18 protein-coding genes are annotated in these 14,342 nt (G+C 65.7%); 16 read left to right on the top strand and 2 right to left on the bottom strand.

Features of this window, described 5'->3' with window-relative positions:
- Positions 1-247 precede the first annotated feature (247 nt).
- Positions 248-1,540: an ammonium transporter gene (locus NGB94_RS11865; RefSeq protein ID WP_325790853.1), complete on the top strand. Its 1,293-nt coding sequence runs from the start codon at positions 248-250 to the stop codon at positions 1,538-1,540.
- Positions 1,537-1,875 carry a P-II family nitrogen regulator gene (locus tag NGB94_RS11870; protein WP_055240813.1) on the top strand — a complete coding sequence of 113 codons (339 nt, stop codon included), beginning with the start codon at positions 1,537-1,539 and terminating at the stop codon, positions 1,873-1,875. Before NGB94_RS11865 ends, NGB94_RS11870 begins: the two co-directional genes overlap by 4 nt.
- Positions 1,876-1,980: 105 nt before the next feature.
- Here NGB94_RS11870 and NGB94_RS11875 read toward each other — a convergent pair whose 3' ends face one another.
- A complete protein-coding gene (locus NGB94_RS11875; RefSeq protein ID WP_325790854.1) occupies positions 1,981-3,399 on the bottom strand; it encodes a glucose-6-phosphate dehydrogenase in 1,419 nt (472 codons plus the stop codon).
- 130 nt (positions 3,400-3,529) lie between these two features.
- Here NGB94_RS11875 and ffh point away from each other — a divergent pair, with 130 nt between their 5' ends.
- The 13 genes from ffh (at position 3,530) to NGB94_RS11940 (ending at position 12,918) form a co-directional block, all read left to right on the top strand.
- On the top strand, positions 3,530-5,113 hold the full coding sequence (ffh, locus tag NGB94_RS11880) for a signal recognition particle protein (protein ID WP_325790855.1): 1,584 nt from the start codon (positions 3,530-3,532) through the stop codon (positions 5,111-5,113).
- 102 nt (positions 5,114-5,215) lie between these two features.
- The gene (locus tag NGB94_RS11885) at positions 5,216-5,932 is read left to right on the top strand and encodes an alpha/beta hydrolase (RefSeq protein WP_325790856.1); all 717 of its coding nucleotides are present in this window, start codon (positions 5,216-5,218) and stop codon (positions 5,930-5,932) included.
- Positions 5,925-6,458 (top strand): GNAT family N-acetyltransferase, encoded by a 534-nt coding sequence (locus NGB94_RS11890; RefSeq protein ID WP_325790857.1) that lies wholly within the window; start codon positions 5,925-5,927, stop codon positions 6,456-6,458. Before NGB94_RS11885 ends, NGB94_RS11890 begins: the two co-directional genes overlap by 8 nt.
- Before the next feature lie 26 nt (positions 6,459-6,484).
- On the top strand, positions 6,485-7,372 hold the full coding sequence (locus tag NGB94_RS11895; RefSeq protein ID WP_325790858.1) for a VOC family protein: 888 nt from the start codon (positions 6,485-6,487) through the stop codon (positions 7,370-7,372).
- A gap of 208 nt (positions 7,373-7,580) precedes the next feature.
- The gene (gene rpsP / locus NGB94_RS11900) at positions 7,581-7,988 is read left to right on the top strand and encodes a 30S ribosomal protein S16 (RefSeq protein ID WP_055240818.1); all 408 of its coding nucleotides are present in this window, start codon (positions 7,581-7,583) and stop codon (positions 7,986-7,988) included.
- 1 nt (position 7,989) lies between these two features.
- The gene (locus NGB94_RS11905) at positions 7,990-8,232 is read left to right on the top strand and encodes an RNA-binding protein (RefSeq protein WP_091604027.1); all 243 of its coding nucleotides are present in this window, start codon (positions 7,990-7,992) and stop codon (positions 8,230-8,232) included.
- A 132-nt stretch (positions 8,233-8,364) separates the two neighbouring features.
- The gene (gene rimM / locus NGB94_RS11910; protein WP_325790859.1) at positions 8,365-8,907 is read left to right on the top strand and encodes a ribosome maturation factor RimM; all 543 of its coding nucleotides are present in this window, start codon (positions 8,365-8,367) and stop codon (positions 8,905-8,907) included.
- Complete coding sequence (trmD, locus tag NGB94_RS11915; RefSeq protein WP_325790860.1) at positions 8,908-9,696, top strand: tRNA (guanosine(37)-N1)-methyltransferase TrmD; 789 nt, start codon at positions 8,908-8,910, stop codon at positions 9,694-9,696.
- Between the two features lie 230 nt (positions 9,697-9,926).
- Positions 9,927-10,286 carry a 50S ribosomal protein L19 gene (gene rplS / locus NGB94_RS11920; RefSeq protein WP_325790861.1) on the top strand — a complete coding sequence of 120 codons (360 nt, stop codon included), beginning with the start codon at positions 9,927-9,929 and terminating at the stop codon, positions 10,284-10,286.
- 62 nt (positions 10,287-10,348) lie between these two features.
- On the top strand, positions 10,349-10,996 hold the full coding sequence (gene lepB, locus NGB94_RS11925) for a signal peptidase I (RefSeq protein ID WP_325790916.1): 648 nt from the start codon (positions 10,349-10,351) through the stop codon (positions 10,994-10,996).
- 11 nt (positions 10,997-11,007) lie between these two features.
- A complete protein-coding gene (lepB, locus tag NGB94_RS11930; RefSeq protein WP_325790862.1) occupies positions 11,008-11,790 on the top strand; it encodes a signal peptidase I in 783 nt (260 codons plus the stop codon).
- The gene (locus NGB94_RS11935) at positions 11,787-12,587 is read left to right on the top strand and encodes a ribonuclease HII (RefSeq protein ID WP_418910648.1); all 801 of its coding nucleotides are present in this window, start codon (positions 11,787-11,789) and stop codon (positions 12,585-12,587) included. The genes lepB (NGB94_RS11930) and NGB94_RS11935 overlap by 4 nt, the downstream gene beginning before the upstream one ends.
- A 7-nt stretch (positions 12,588-12,594) precedes the next feature.
- Positions 12,595-12,918 (top strand): DUF2469 domain-containing protein, encoded by a 324-nt coding sequence (locus NGB94_RS11940; RefSeq protein WP_091604041.1) that lies wholly within the window; start codon positions 12,595-12,597, stop codon positions 12,916-12,918.
- On the opposite strand, the gene NGB94_RS11945 is transcribed toward NGB94_RS11940, so the two are convergent.
- On the bottom strand, positions 12,915-13,532 hold the full coding sequence (locus tag NGB94_RS11945) for a GNAT family N-acetyltransferase (protein ID WP_325790863.1): 618 nt from the start codon (positions 13,530-13,532) through the stop codon (positions 12,915-12,917). The genes NGB94_RS11940 and NGB94_RS11945 overlap by 4 nt on opposite strands.
- A gap of 51 nt (positions 13,533-13,583) precedes the next feature.
- On the opposite strand from NGB94_RS11945, the gene NGB94_RS11950 reads away from it, so the two are divergent.
- The gene (locus tag NGB94_RS11950) at positions 13,584-14,225 is read left to right on the top strand and encodes a 2'-5' RNA ligase family protein (protein WP_325790864.1); all 642 of its coding nucleotides are present in this window, start codon (positions 13,584-13,586) and stop codon (positions 14,223-14,225) included.
- Positions 14,226-14,342 lie beyond the last annotated feature (117 nt).

The following is a 14,342-nucleotide window of genomic DNA, read 5'->3' on the forward strand; positions in this document are numbered from 1 at the left end:
GGATGTTCCTCCGGAGGTGTACGAGACTCCCGACCATGCTAGCCGGGAGCATGCAAGCCCACCGGCAACACTCACGGCGGGTTCCCGGCCGGCGGTAACGTGCCCGAAACGCGCCGGACACCGCTCTTTTACCCGGCACAGTAGTTTGTAATCTCCCGGCAATACCCCCGGCTGAATACCGTAACGTCGCCCCGGCAATGTTCTTCGTAGCGCGGGAGATGCCCGCAAAGCGTGAAAGGACATGGAGATGGATCTGTCAGCAGGTCACGTCTGGGTGATGGTGTCGGCGGCTCTCGTGCTGCTTATGACCCCCGGGCTGGCATTCTTTTACGGCGGCATGACGCGGGCCAAAGCGGCCCTGAACATGATGATGATGAGCTTCGTGTCGATCGGGCTCGTAGGCGTGGTCTGGGTCCTTTGGGGCTACTCCATGACCGGAGGCGACGGCATCGCCGGTCTATTCGCCAGCCCCTTCGCAGCCTTCGGCCTCGAAGGCCTGATCGGCACCGAAGACATGATCAGCGCCGGCTTTGGAGCCACCTTCGCGATCATCACGGTAGCGCTGATCAGCGGCGCCATCGCAGACCGCGCCAAGTTCGGCGCCTGGGCCGTGTTCGTTCCCGTTTGGGTCACGCTTGTCTACTGCCCGCTGGCCTTTATGGTCTGGGGCGGCGGCCTGCTGGGTGAAGAAGGCGCAATCGGCTCCGTTGTCGGAGAAGCCATCGACTTCGCCGGCGGCACCGTGGTCCACATCAATGCTGGTGTGGCAGCCCTGGTACTGGCCCTGATCATCGGCAAGCGCCGCGGCTTCGGTTCCGACCCGAGCCACCGCCCGCATAACATCCCGTTCGTCATGCTGGGCGCCGCAATGCTCTGGTTCGGCTGGTTCGGATTCAACGGCGGCGCCGCCGGTACTGCCGAGGAAGCAGGCCTGATCTGGGTCAACACCCTCGCCGCTCCCGCAGCCGCCATGGTTGGCTGGCTCATCACCGAACGCATCCGCGACGGCCGCCCCACCTCCCTGGGTGCAGCCTCGGGCATCGTCGCCGGCCTGGTGGCCATCACCCCGGCCTGCGCCAGCGTCTCCCCGGTGGGTGCACTCGGCCTGGGTCTGGTCTCCGGCATCCTGGCCGCCCTGGCCGTGGGCCTGAAGTACAAGCTCGGCTATGACGATTCGCTCGACGTCGTCGGCGTCCACCTGGTGGCCGGACTGGTCGGCACCGTGGCAATCGGCTTCATCGCACTGCCGGTCGACGGCGAAGGCGGCGGCCTCTTCTACGGCGGCGGTTTCGCCCAGCTCGGCGCGCAGATCGTGGCAACTGTCGTAGCGATCGTCTTCTCCGCCGTCATGACCCTCATCATCGGCCTGGCCATCCACAAGACCATGGGCTTCCGTGTCACTGAGGAACAGGAAATCAACGGCGTGGACCTCAGCGAGCACGCTGAGACCGCTTACGAACTGGGCGGCATCGGCGTCGGCGGTTCCTTCCGCCCGGCAGCCGAGCACACCACCCCCGTCAAGGAGAGCGTCAACTCATGAAACTCGTAACCGCAATTGTCCGGCCGGAAAAGTTCGACGCGATCCGCGGTGCCCTGGAGAGCTACGGAGTCCAGGGACTCACTGTCAGCCAGGCCAGCGGCTATGGCCGCCAGCGCGGCCACACCGAGGTTTACCGCGGCGCTGAGTACACCGTGGACCTGCTGCCGAAGCTCCGCGTGGAGGTCCTGGCCGCCAATGAGTGGGTCAGTGACATCGTCGATGTGCTCGTCTCCACCGCCAACACCGGCCGCGCCGGAGACGGAAAGGTCTGGGTGACGAACGTGGAGGAAGCGCTGCGCGTCCGTACGGGCGAGCGGGGCGACTCGGCACTCTAACCAGCAAGACAGAACCTAGGGCATCTCCTGACAGAGCCGCCCGGCCGGACATACCTGATAAAGGGTCCGGCCGGGCGGCTTTGTGTATCGCGAGGGACGGCGGAGTCAGAGGCTGCTGCGGCTGGTTGTCCAGCCGGAGGGCCCCTGTGTGCCTGCCGCGTAGGTGTCCATGGGAACCTCGTCCGCGCGCCAGGCTGCTAGCACCGGGTCCACGATCCGCCAGCATTCCTCGGCGATGTCCCCGCGGACTGAGAGCAGGCGGTTGCCCTCGATCACGGCCTCCAGGACTTCGCCGTAGGCAGTTAGCTGCGACGTGTGCAGCTGGGCGGTGAGTGTGCTGCGGTCAAGGCGGAAGATGTCTGCCGGTCCGTTGACGTTCAGTTCGAGTTCCAGGAACGCCGGGTTGAAGGAGATGCGCAGGCGCGACGGCGATGCGGTGGATCCGGTGAACCCGTCCGGCAGATGGTTCACCTTGCGGAACGTCACCACCGCTTCCTTCCGGGTACGGGACTGGGCCTTGCCGGAGCGCAGAATGAACGGCACGCCGGACCAGCGTTCGTTGTTGATGGCGATCTCGATCTCCGCCAGCGTTTCAGTATTCCTGCCCGCGTCAACGCCGGGGGAGTCTGTGTAGGCTTCAACTTCCCGCCCGTCGATGACTCCGGCGGTGTAGCGTGCGCGCCGGGTGCTACGGCGGTAATCCGCGGGTACTGAGGAGGCCCGAAGCGTGGCGGCAACCAGGTCGCGGAGGTCATGCTCGCCCAGGGAAGCAGGCGGACCGATGGCCATGAATGCCATCGTGTGCAGCAGATGGCTCTGGATCATGTCCTCCAGGGCGCCGGAAGCGTCGTAGTATTTCGCCCGTCCTTCGAGGGCAAGCTGCTCGTCAAAAACGATTTCCATCTTTTCGATGTGCAGCGAATTCCAGATTGGTTCCAGCAGCCGGTTGGAGAAACGCATCCCCACGATGTTCATGACAGTCGTCATGCCCAGGAAATGATCGACGCGGAAAATATGGTCCTCGGGAACCAGCGACGCCAGCGCCAGGTTCAGTTCCCGGGCCGAGGCCTGGTCGGTTCCGAACGGTTTTTCCAGGATCAACCGGGTGTCTTCGGGCAGATCCCCGGCCTGCAGCGCCCCAACCGTGGCGAGCGTCAGCTTTGGCGGGAGCGCGAAATACACCGCGAGCGGCGGTTCCATCCCCTGGAGCCCGGCGGCGAGGGTCTCCGGAGCGGACAGGTCCAGTTGGCGGTAGGAGCTCCGCTCCACAGCGGCGTCCAGTTCCCGCCGCGCCTGCTTTCCGGCGTCGTCGTACTCCGTGGAGAAGGAGTCCGTCACGCGGAGCTTCCAGTCTTCCTGGCTCCAGTCCCGTGAGCCGGACCCGACCACCACCAGCCCCGGAGCCCGTCCGCGGGCGATCAGCCGCGCGAGGCCGGGCAGGAGGAGACGGTGGGAGAGGTCTCCGGTTCCGCCCAGGATCAGCAGCGTCTTAACACGGGACTCCCGCGTTCCGTTGGCAGCCATGGTTCCAGCGTCCCACTGGGGTTCGTGCCGGCATAGGGTCCGTGCGGCCAATACCCATCCGCGCTTGGTACCCTTAACAGCTGGGCCTGGCAAACATGGCGAACTACCCGATGAAAGAAGTGCGCAGCGCGTGTTCAATTCACTGTCTGACCGGTTGACTTCCACGTTCAAAAACCTGCGTGGCAAGGGACGTCTGAGCGAAGCCGACGTCGATGCCACAGTGCGGGAAATCCGGCGTGCACTGCTCGATGCGGACGTCGCTGTTCCCGTGGTGCGGGCCTTCACCGCGTCCGTCAAGGAACGCGCCCTCGGTTCCGAGGTTTCGCAGGCCCTGAACCCCGGCCAGCAGGTCGTCAAGATCGTCAACGAGGAACTCGTCGGCATCCTGGGCGGCCAGACCCGCCGCCTGAACCTGGCCAAGAACCCGCCGACGGTCATCATGCTCGCGGGCCTGCAGGGTGCCGGTAAGACCACCCTGGCCGGCAAGCTCTCCCGCTACCTCAAGGACCAGGGCCACAGCCCGCTGCTGGTCGCAGCAGACCTCCAGCGTCCCAACGCCGTCAAGCAGCTGCAGGTCAACGGCGAACGGGCCGGCGTGCCGGTCTACGCTCCGCACCCCGGGGTCAGCTCCGAATTCGAGGCAGCCACCGGTGATCCGGTTGCCGTCGCCCGCCAGGGCGTTGAAGAGGCACGCACCAAGCTCCACGACATCGTTATAGTCGACACCGCCGGCCGCCTGGGTGTGGACGCGGAGCTGATGCAGCAGGCTGCGGACATTCGTACCGCCATCACGCCGGACGAGGTCCTCTTCGTCATTGACGCCATGATCGGCCAGGATGCCGTCGCCACGGCACAGGCCTTCAACGAGGGCGTGAACTTCACCGGCGTGGTGCTGACCAAGCTCGACGGCGATGCCCGCGGCGGTGCCGCGCTGTCCGTCGCTTCGGTTACCGGCAAGCCGGTCATGTTCGCCTCCACCGGTGAGGGCCTGAAGGACTTTGAAGTCTTCCACCCGGACCGCATGGCCAGCCGCATCCTGGACATGGGCGACATCCTCACGCTCATTGAGCAGGCGGAGAAGTCCTGGGACAAGGACGAAGCGGCCCGCATGGCCAAGAAGTTCGTCGACCAGGAAGACTTCACCTTCGAGGACTTCCTGGCCCAGATGCAGCAGCTGCGCAACATGGGCTCCATGAAGAAGATGCTCATGATGATGCCCGGTGCAGCCGGCATGCGCGAGCAGCTGGAGAACTTCGACGAGCGCGAAATCGACCGCGTCGAGGCGATGGTCCGCTCCATGACCCCGCACGAGCGCGTTGCCCCCAAGATCATCAACGGTTCCCGCCGTGCCCGCATTGCGCGCGGCTCCGGCGTCCATGTGTCTGAGGTAAACGCCCTGCTGGAGCGTTTCACCCAGGCCCAGAAGATGATGAAGAAGATGGCAGCCGGAGGTGGAATCCCAGGGATGCCCGGTATGGCAGGACCCGGCGGCTTCGGCGGTTCCCGGAAAAAGCAGCAGGCAGCCAAGGGCAAGAAGAAAGCCCGCTCCGGCAACCCGGCCAAGGCCGCGCAGGAGCGCGCTGAAGCCGAGGCACGGCGCGCGGGCGCAGCCAAGGCGCTGCCCACCGGTTCCGCCTTCGGCCAGCAGGGCGGGGACTTTGATCCCTCCTCGCTGAACCTGCCCAAGGGCTTCGAGAAGTTCCTCGGAAAGTAACACAGGCAGATAACACGCTTCGGCAATTCACGTGCACGGCCGGTCCGGGTCTTCCCGGGCCGGCCGTGCGCGTCCGTCAGGACCCTTGGATAGGCTGGTTTGATGGCTCAGCAGCGGATTGTGTTTGTGCATGGGGCGGGCCGGTTCGGCGCCGCAGCCTGGCCGGGCCAGCATGCCCTGGCCCGCAGTTATGACTGCCTGTTCCTCCGCCGTGCCGGCTACGGTCTCCAGGTGGCTCCGTCGCCGACAGACCACGCCGCCGACACGGATGCGGTCCTAGCCGCGCTGGGCAGCGGCGGCCATGTAGTGGCCCACGCAGAAGGTGCGGTGTCCGCGATGCTGGCGGCGGTCAGCGACCCCGCCAGGGTCCGGTCGCTGACCCTGTGCGAACCGGCCGTTTTTTCCCTCACCCGGGACCTGCCGGCGACGGCCGCCCGGCGCGCACTGCTCGATCCGCTCTTCGCGGCCGCCCCCGGGCTCTCCGACGAAGAGTACCGCCGGGAGTATGCCCGGCTGGTCTTCTCCGCCGAGTCTGCTCCCGATCCGGGCAATGATCCCCATGCCGCCGCGCGTCAGCGGCTGCAGTCTCCGCCATGGGACGCTCCGCTGGACATCGTTCCCGGCGTCCCCACGCTGGTGCTGACGGGGGAGTGGGAACCGCTGTACGAGGAAGTGGCCGGATTCCTGGCCTCTACCGGTGCCGAGCATCATCCCGTGGGCGGAAACCATCGTCCGCAGGACACAGATGCCGGACGGGCCGCGATCGCGGCGTTCCTTTCCCGCGCCGGGTCAGCCGCCCTGGCAGATGGCCGTGCCTGACATTCGGCCTGCGCTGGCGACGGACCTGGCGTTCCTTCCGGCGCTGGAAGCGGCGTCGGACACCCTGCTGGCCGGCCGTCCCGAAATCGACAGCGACCTCCTCGGAACCCTGCCGGCACCTGCAGGTCCCGGAGAACTGGCCGCGGCCCGCCACCTACTGGTCGCGGGCAACCCTCCTGCTGCGTTCGCCCGTGTCGAAGAAGTGGGCGGATGCGCACACCTGGAACAGCTTTCGGTCCACCCTAAAGCGGCCCGTGCAGGGCTGGGGCGCGCCCTTGTCGCCGCGGCTATCTGGTGGGCGGAGGAAGCGGGATATCCGGCGCTTACCCTCTGCACGTTTGCCCGGGTGCCCTTCAACGCGCCGTTCTACAGCAGCTGCGGATTCACCATTGTGACTCCGGAGGGCGAATTGGCCCGGGTGCGTCGGCAGGAGGCTGAACACGGACTGGACCGCATCGGTGAGCGCGTGGCAATGCGCATCGATTTAGCTGCCCGGACCGGACAAGCAGCAGACGCTGGCAATTAGCTGAAGCTTCAAGTAAAGTTGAATACATGAACCTTCAAGTAAATGCCCAGGACCTGCTTCCCGCGAACCTTGCCATGGGGACCGTGATGCTCAAGGTAGGAGACATGGAAAAAGTCTCCGCCTACTACCGGCAGGCGCTGGGCCTGCAGGTCATAGCGGAGGCCGACGGCGGACTGTACTTGGGCCGCGGAACGGTCCCGCTGGTGCACCTGGCACCCGCGGCAGGGCTGCAGGTCCCTTCCCGCGGCGAAGCCGGACTGTTCCACACCGCCATCCTCTTCGACACCCAGGCCGACCTCGCCGCCACCGTGGCCCTGGCTGCGCAGTTTGACCCGTCCGCCTACGTCGGCAGTGCGGACCACCTGGTCAGTGAGGCGTTCTATTTCACGGACCCCGAAGGCAACGGCATCGAACTGTACTGGGACCGGCCGCGCGAAGACTGGACCTGGGACGACGCTCCCGAGGGGCGCACCGTTCGCATGGCCTCGCTCGCGCTGCCGCCGCAGCAGTATTTCCGGACCCATCTGAGCGAAGAAGCCGTGGCGCGGACGGCAGTGGCCGGTGCCGGCGTCGGGCATGTGCACCTGCAGGTGGGCGACACCGGGACGGCTGCAGCCTTTTACGTGGACACCCTCGGCTTCGAGCGGACCGCTGACTTCCACGGCCAGGCCCTGTTCGTTTCGGCAGGCGGGTATCACCACCACATGGCCATGAACGTCTGGAACAGCCGCGGTGCCGGACCCCGCCGCGACACCCTGGGGCTGGGCGAGGTGCTGATCACCGTCCCCGGCCAGGACGACGTTGGATCCCTGGCTGACCGGCTGAAGTCTGCCGGCATCGCCAGTCACCACACCGGCGCCGAACTGCGTTTCGAAGATCCCTGGCGGAACCGGATCCGCGTCGCCGTCGGCTAACCGCACGGAGGCGCCGGCAGGGGTGCAGCCCGCCCGGTGCCGTGAGTCGCGAAACGCGGACTCATCTGGCACAATGGACAGGTACTCGATCTGCGTGGCCCCTCTCTCCGTGCAGTATCTTGTCCTTTTGAACCCCAAACGTTATGGCCCGCCCCACGGGAGCAGAAGTTCGGGTTCGCCCCATTTCAGATCAGGAGTGACCACAAAAGTGGCCGTAAAGATTCGCCTTAAGCGCCTCGGCAAGAAGTTCTCAGCACACTACCGCGTTGTTGTCATGGATTCCCGTGCCAAGCGCGATGGCCGTGCCATCGAAGAAATCGGACTGTACCGTCCGACCGAGGAGCCGTCGTACATCGACATCAAGTCCGACCGTGCGCAGTACTGGCTCGGCGTCGGCGCCCAGCCGACCGAGCAGGTCGCAGCACTGCTGAAGATCACCGGTGACTGGCAGAAGTTCAAGAACATCGACGGCCAGGAAGGTACCCTGCGTACCAAGGCTCCGAAGGAGCCCTTCGTGGCTCCCGAGAAGAAGTCCGTGATCGTCCCCGAGGCAATCACCCCGAAGGCCAAGAAGGAAGAGGCAGAAGCCGCTTCCACCGAGGCTGAGGCTGAGTAGATTGCTGGCCGAAGCGCTGGAGCACCTCGTGCGCGGAATCGTTGACTCCCCGGAGGACGTCAAGGTTTCCGCCAAGAACAACCGCCGCGGGGAAACCCTCGAGGTTCGTGTTCACCAGGACGATCTTGGCCGGGTTATCGGCCGCCAGGGACGCACCGCCCGCGCACTGCGCACGGTGATTTCCGCCCTGGCCGGCAGTGAGGCAGTCCGGGTCGACGTCGTCGACACCGACCGCCGCCGCTGACGCACCAGCAATTCCACGCAGTACACAGCAGTTCCTAACATCCGGCCCCGGCACCAGATAATGGTGAAGGGGCCGGATGTTTTTTCGGCTCCGGCCATTTCCGCCGCGCCCATACCGACCCAAGGAGAATCCATGCAGTTACAGGTGGCACGCATCGGCAAGCCCCACGGTATCCGGGGCGAGGTGACCGTCCAGGTGCTGACCGACGCCCCCGGGGACCGCTTCGCCCCCGGCGCCGTCCTCACAGTGGAGCCGGCAGCCAAGGGTCCGCTGACCGTGATTAGTGCCCGCTGGAACAAGGACATCCTGCTGCTCGGCTTCGAAGAAGTTGCTGACCGAAACGGCGCCGAGGAACTCCGCGGCGCCAAGCTGTTCATTGATACCGATGAGGCTGACGACGAAGACGGCGGCGAGGGCTGGTACGAACACGAACTGGTGGGCCTGAAGGCCAAGGTGGGCAACGACGTCGTTGGCACTGTGACCGCGCTGCGCACGCTCACCGTCCAGGACCTGCTGATCGTGGAGGACACCAAGGGCCAGGAAATCCTGGTTCCGTTCGTGGAGGCGATCGTTCCTGAAGTGAACACCGAAGAGGGCTACGTTCTGCTGACCCCGCCGGCCGGACTGTTTGAACTGAACCTGCCCGACGCAGGCAAGGACGGGGCAGGGCGCTAAGTGCGTATTGACGTTTTCTCCATTTTTCCGGAGTACCTCGCCGCACTCGATCTGTCCCTGATCGGCAAGGCCCGGCAGGACGGGCTGCTGGATCTCCGGGTAAAGGACCTGAGGGAGTTCACCTCGGACCGGCACCGCACCGTGGATGACACCCCTTACGGCGGCGGAGCCGGGATGGTCATGAAGCCCGAACCCTGGGCGCAGGCGCTGGCAACAGCGCTCGACGGCGCTCCCGAGGAGGCTGCGCGGCCCACCCTGATCGTGCCGTCCCCGGCCGGGGAGGTCTTCACCCAGAAGACCGCTTACGAACTCGCTGCCGCGGACCATCTTGTGTTCGCCTGCGGCAGGTACGAAGGCATCGACGAGCGGGTCCTGGAATGGGCCGGGGAGCACTTTGACGTGCGGCCCATGAGCCTGGGGGACTACGTCCTGAACGGCGGAGAGGTGGCAGTGCTTGCCATGGTTGAGGCCATCGGCCGCCTGGTGCCGGGCGTCGTCGGGAATCCCGAGTCACTGGTCGAAGAGTCCCACTCTGACGGGCTGCTGGAATACCCCGTGTACACCAAGCCCTCGCAGTGGCGGGAACGTCCCATCCCGGAGGTGCTGCTCAGCGGAAACCACGCCAAAATCGCGCGCTTCCGCCGCGACGAGCAGCTCCGCCGCACCTCAGAGCGCCGCCCGGACCTCATCGCCAAGCTGGACCCGGCCAGCCTGGACAAGGCAGACAAAGCTACCCTGTCCGCCCTGGGCTGGACCGTCTCGGCAGGGGCCGTGCTGCCGCAGGCCTGAGGCGCCGCCCGATTGGTGGGCTCCGGCGGCGCTGTGGCACAATGGGTAGTTGTGTCATCTGGGTCCGCGCCTGCCACAGGGGGAGCGAGGCCAACAGGCAAGGCACACCGGCAACCGATTCCCGGAGGGCCGGTTTCATAGCTTCGGCAGCATCTGTGCACCGTTGAGGTGCATCCTTGCCGCCGTGACCAAAGTGGATGACCTGTGGCGTTCACCAGGAGTGAGTAACAATGCACATCCTAGATTCCCTCGATGCAGCCTCGCTGCGTTCGGACATCCCCGAGTTCCGCGCCGGTGACACGGTCAAGGTTCACGTCAACATCGTTGAAGGCAAGAACACCCGTGTTCAGGTCTTCCAGGGCTTCGTCATGAAGCGCCAGGGCGACGGCCTGCGCGAGACCTTCACGGTCCGCAAGGTCAGCTTCGGCGTCGGCGTGGAGCGTACCTTCCCGGTACACTCCCCGGTTCTCGACAAGATCGAGGTTGTCAGCCGCGGTGACGTCCGCCGCGCCAAGCTGTACTACATGCGCGACCTGCGCGGCAAGGCTGCCAAGATCAAGGAAAAGCGCGACTTCCGTCCCGCCAAGTAATTTTCTTGCCGCAGACATCCGCGGACGGGGCTGGTCCCCGGAAACACACAAAACGCCGGTCCATTGCGGGCTGGCGTTTTGTGCTCTGGGCGCTGGCGGGTGCAGTGGTGCTCGCCGGCCTGGTCCGGGCTTTCATCTTCGACGTCTATTACATTCCCTCCGGGTCCATGCAGCCGCTGCTGGAACCGGGGGACAGGGTGCTGGTTTCCCGCACCGAATACCGGGGCTCGGAGATCCGGCGGGGCGACGTCGTGGTCTTTGATGGACGCGGTTCCCTGGCTCCGCTGCACAGCTCTGATCCGGTCCTGAAGCAGGCAGCCGATGCGGCTGCGCAGTGGCTGGGCCTGGCGGGGAGCGACACCGTTTACATCAAGCGTGTCATCGGCGTGCCCGGAGACCGGGTGGCCTGCTGCACCGACGCGGGCGGGCTCACCGTGAACGGGCAGCCCATCCGTGAGCCTTATCTCTTCCCCGGCGATACCGGGAGCGAAACGCCGTTCGACGTCGTTGTACCCGAAGGCCGGCTGTGGCTGCTGGGCGACCACCGCTCCGATTCCGCTGATTCCCGGACACTGCTGGGTGCTCCCGGGGGCGGGCTGATTCCCGAGGAACGGGTGATCGGCCGCGCACAGCGAATCCTTTGGCCGTTCGAAAGAAGTACCGAGATTGAGCGACTAGAGTTGGACACCGTATGGCAATTCGTGGAATAAGAGGAAAGCACATGGCGCAGGACTTCCCGGACGACCCCGCTAACGGGGAAGCCAATTCCGGCGAAGCGCACTCCCGCGCCTCCCATGCCAAGGGCAAGGACGGCAAGAACCGCGGGTTCGGCGCCTGGCTGCGCGAAGTGGTCATCATTGTGGCGATCGCACTGCTGCTGTCCTTCCTGATCAAGACTTTCCTCTTCCGCGCCTTCTTCATTCCCTCCGGGTCAATGGAGGAAACCCTGGAAATCGATGACCGGATCTTCGTGAACCTGCTGGTTCCGGAACCGTTCGACCTTTCCCGCGGCGACGTCGTCGTCTTCAAGGACACCCAGGCCTGGCTGCCGGCAACGGACCAGAACGACGACGGCAATTTCATCGCCGACGCACTGACCTTCGTGGGCCTGCTTCCGGATGAGTCCGAACAGCACCTGGTCAAGCGCATCATCGGCATGCCCGGAGACCACGTGGCGTGCTGCGACGCCGACGGCAAGGTCACGGTTAACGGCGAGCCCCTCACCGAGCCGTACATCTACCCCGGGGCGCAGCCCTCCGACACTCCGTTCGACGTTGTGGTGCCTGAGGGCAAGGTCTGGGTCATGGGGGACCACCGCAACGCCTCCGCGGACTCACGCGAGCACCAGGACGGACCCAACGGAGGCTTCATCAACATCGAAGACATCGAGGGCAAGGCTGCGGTGATTGCCTGGCCGCTCAGCCGTGCCGGATTCATCGGCAGCTACCCCGAAGTATTTGAGAACGTTCCCGAACCGTCCGGGGCGGAGACGGCTTCGAAGTGAGCTCCCAGCCCGGCCGCACCCTGCGGTCACCTGCGGGTGCCACTGCAGTAAACGCCGTCCGTACTCCGCGTGCCCGCCCCGCAGCCAAGGGGCCGACCCTGCGCTATGAGCGCACGTTTGCGGCCGTGGGCCACCGGGTGCTGGCCGGCTGCGACGAAGTGGGCCGCGGCGCGCTGGCAGGACCGGTCAGCGTAGGGCTGGTGGCAGTGCAGCTGGACTCTGTCCGCGCGCTCAAGGGTGTGCGGGACAGCAAACTGCTGACGCCGGCCGACCGGGAGGCACTGGTTCCGCAGATCAAGAAGTGGTGTCCGGCCTGGGGCGTGGGCCATGCCAGCGCCGCCGAGATCGACCTGCTGGGCCTGATGGGCGCGCTGCGACTGGCCGGGACGCGCGCCTGGACGCAGGTCTGCGAAACCCTGACTCCCGACGTCGTGCTCCTGGACGGAAACCACAACTGGCTTTCCCCCGAAATGCAGGCAAGCCTCTTCGATGAGCCGGAAGAGGATGACGACGCCGCCTGCACGGCTCCGGTCCATACCCGCATCAAGGCGGACATGACCTGCCTGAGCGTCGCCGCAGCTTCGGTCCTGGCCAAGGTTGAACGTGACGCGCTGATGGTTGAGTACGCGTCCCTGCATCCGGAATACGGCTGGGAAATCAATAAGGGATACGCCACCGAAGCCCACCGTTCGGCGATCGACACGCTGGGGCCGTCACCGCTGCATCGGCTGTCCTGGCGGCTGGGCACGGCACGTTCGGCCGGGGATGGGCCCGCAGCGGGCCCGGTTGGGGGATGATGGTGCCATGAGCGCAGAGGATCTTGAGAACTACGAGACAGACATGGAGCTGCAGCTCTACCGCGAATACCGTGATGTTGTGGGGCTGTTCAGCTACGTGGTGGAAACCGAACGGCGCTTCTACCTGGCCAACCATGTGGACCTCCAGGCACGCAGCGCCGACGGCGAAATCTACTTTGACCTGACTCTCCAGGACGCCTGGGTCTGGGATGTGTACCGTTCAGCCCGGTTCGTGAAAAGCGTCCGGGTGATCACATTCAAGGACGTCAACGTGGAAGAGCTGGCACGCAACGACGACCTGACCCTGCCCAAGGCCGACGAGCTGGGCTAGTCCGCCCTGAGCGGCCGGCGGGGACCTGCCGGGGCCTGGGGGACATGCGGCAGCAGCGCGAGGCAGTCGCTCCACAGGATCCGCGGAATGCGCGGAGAATCCGCGGCAAGTTCGGAGAACCAGCCGTCCACCATTTCACCCCGGTGGGCCAGCATTTTCGGCACCGTGACCGGCAGCGGAAAACCGTTGCGCCACACCGCCTTGTAGCTGCCCAGGTTGCCCACATTCGCTGTCCAGTTGAGGGATTCCCACCCCAGGGTGTCAAAGGCATAGGCAACCGCCAGCCGCACCGCACGGCTCATAAGCCCCTGGCCGCGGAATTCGGGTGAGGTAACGAACCCAAGCCCGCCGGTCCCGGCCCCCTGCCAGCGCAGATCGATGCTGCCGGCGTACTGTCCATTGGCTTCCAGAGCCCAGGAGATGGTGTCCTGCTGCGGAACTCCCACGGCCGAGATGTAGTTCAGGGCCATTTCCCGGGTGTAGTCCAGCGGCACTGTCGTCCACTGGATGGTCAGCGGGTCACGGGAACGGGCGGTCACGGCGTCCGCATCGGCGGTGAGATGCGGCCGCAGCAGCAGCGTTTCATCGCGCAGCAGCGGGATCTGGAACACCATTTTTCCAAGGTACCGCGCTGCCCTTCTGTGCCGGCATCTTAGACTGCCTAGATGGCAGCCATCCCGTCCGATCCTTCGCGGGACGCCCTGGAGACCGTAGGCGCCCTGGCAGGAGTGCGCATCTACGCGCAGCTGAAGCCCGACGCCGCCGGGCTGGCAGAGCTGCAGCGTCTGCAGTCCGAGGCGCGGGTCCTGGTGCCCCGTGCCCGGACCGTGAGTTCCGGGCGGCTCCACTTGACGCTCATCCACTTCGGCAAGGCAGACGAAGCGTACGAACGGCTGGAGCGGGCTGCCGGAGTGGTGCTGGAGACCTTCAGCAGGGCCCTTGAGAGGTATCTCGCCGCTACGGAAGCGTCCTTGCCGGTCCGTGACTTTCTGCTGACTCCGATTGGGCTGGCCGGGTTTGGGATCAACGGGTCCACCCTGGCGCTTGAGTGCAGCGCCTCTCCGGAACTGCAGGAGGTCCATGCGGTGCTGTATGCGCTGGTGCTGGAGTTCCTTGCTGCCTGCGGAGTATCGGATCCGGCGGGCTATGCAGCGCAGGATCCGGCACTGGCGTTTTCAGCGGTGCTGCGGCCGCATATCAGCATCCTGCACGGCTTCCGCCTCCCTGCCGAAGCTGCCGGAAGGCTTCCGGTCCCGGCGTTGGAACAGCTGCGGCTGCATCCGCTGCCGGTGCTGTACCGGGCCTGACGACGCTGTACCGGGTCTGACGAAGCGCAGCGGCGCTGCCTCCTGTCCTGCACAGGCCCGTCCCAGCGGGTGGACAGGCGGCTGCCTCCACACCAGTCCGTTGTTCTCCCGTGTTCG

It is taken from the genome of Arthrobacter koreensis, assembly GCF_035792275.1.
Classification (GTDB): domain Bacteria; phylum Actinomycetota; class Actinomycetes; order Actinomycetales; family Micrococcaceae; genus Arthrobacter_B; species Arthrobacter_B koreensis_A.

What these genes read in the sequence shown, in the direction of transcription:
- lepB (WP_325790862.1), top strand. Translation starts at nt 11,008, where the DNA reads ATGGCGCAGGACTTCCCGGACGACCCCGCTAACGGGGAAGCCAATTCC.
- NGB94_RS11940 (WP_091604041.1), top strand. Translation starts at nt 12,595, where the DNA reads ATGAGCGCAGAGGATCTTGAGAACTACGAGACAGACATGGAGCTGCAG.
- NGB94_RS11950 (WP_325790864.1), top strand. Translation starts at nt 13,584, where the DNA reads ATGGCAGCCATCCCGTCCGATCCTTCGCGGGACGCCCTGGAGACCGTA.
- NGB94_RS11875 (WP_325790854.1), bottom strand. Translation starts at nt 3,399, where the DNA reads ATGGCTGCCAACGGAACGCGGGAGTCCCGTGTTAAGACGCTGCTGATC.
- NGB94_RS11895 (WP_325790858.1), top strand. Translation starts at nt 6,485, where the DNA reads ATGAACCTTCAAGTAAATGCCCAGGACCTGCTTCCCGCGAACCTTGCC.
- NGB94_RS11885 (WP_325790856.1), top strand. Translation starts at nt 5,216, where the DNA reads ATGGCTCAGCAGCGGATTGTGTTTGTGCATGGGGCGGGCCGGTTCGGC.
- rplS (WP_325790861.1), top strand. Translation starts at nt 9,927, where the DNA reads ATGCACATCCTAGATTCCCTCGATGCAGCCTCGCTGCGTTCGGACATC.
- rimM (WP_325790859.1), top strand. Translation starts at nt 8,365, where the DNA reads ATGCAGTTACAGGTGGCACGCATCGGCAAGCCCCACGGTATCCGGGGC.
- NGB94_RS11945 (WP_325790863.1), bottom strand. Translation starts at nt 13,532, where the DNA reads ATGGTGTTCCAGATCCCGCTGCTGCGCGATGAAACGCTGCTGCTGCGG.
- NGB94_RS11870 (WP_055240813.1), top strand. Translation starts at nt 1,537, where the DNA reads ATGAAACTCGTAACCGCAATTGTCCGGCCGGAAAAGTTCGACGCGATC.
- NGB94_RS11865 (WP_325790853.1), top strand. Translation starts at nt 248, where the DNA reads ATGGATCTGTCAGCAGGTCACGTCTGGGTGATGGTGTCGGCGGCTCTC.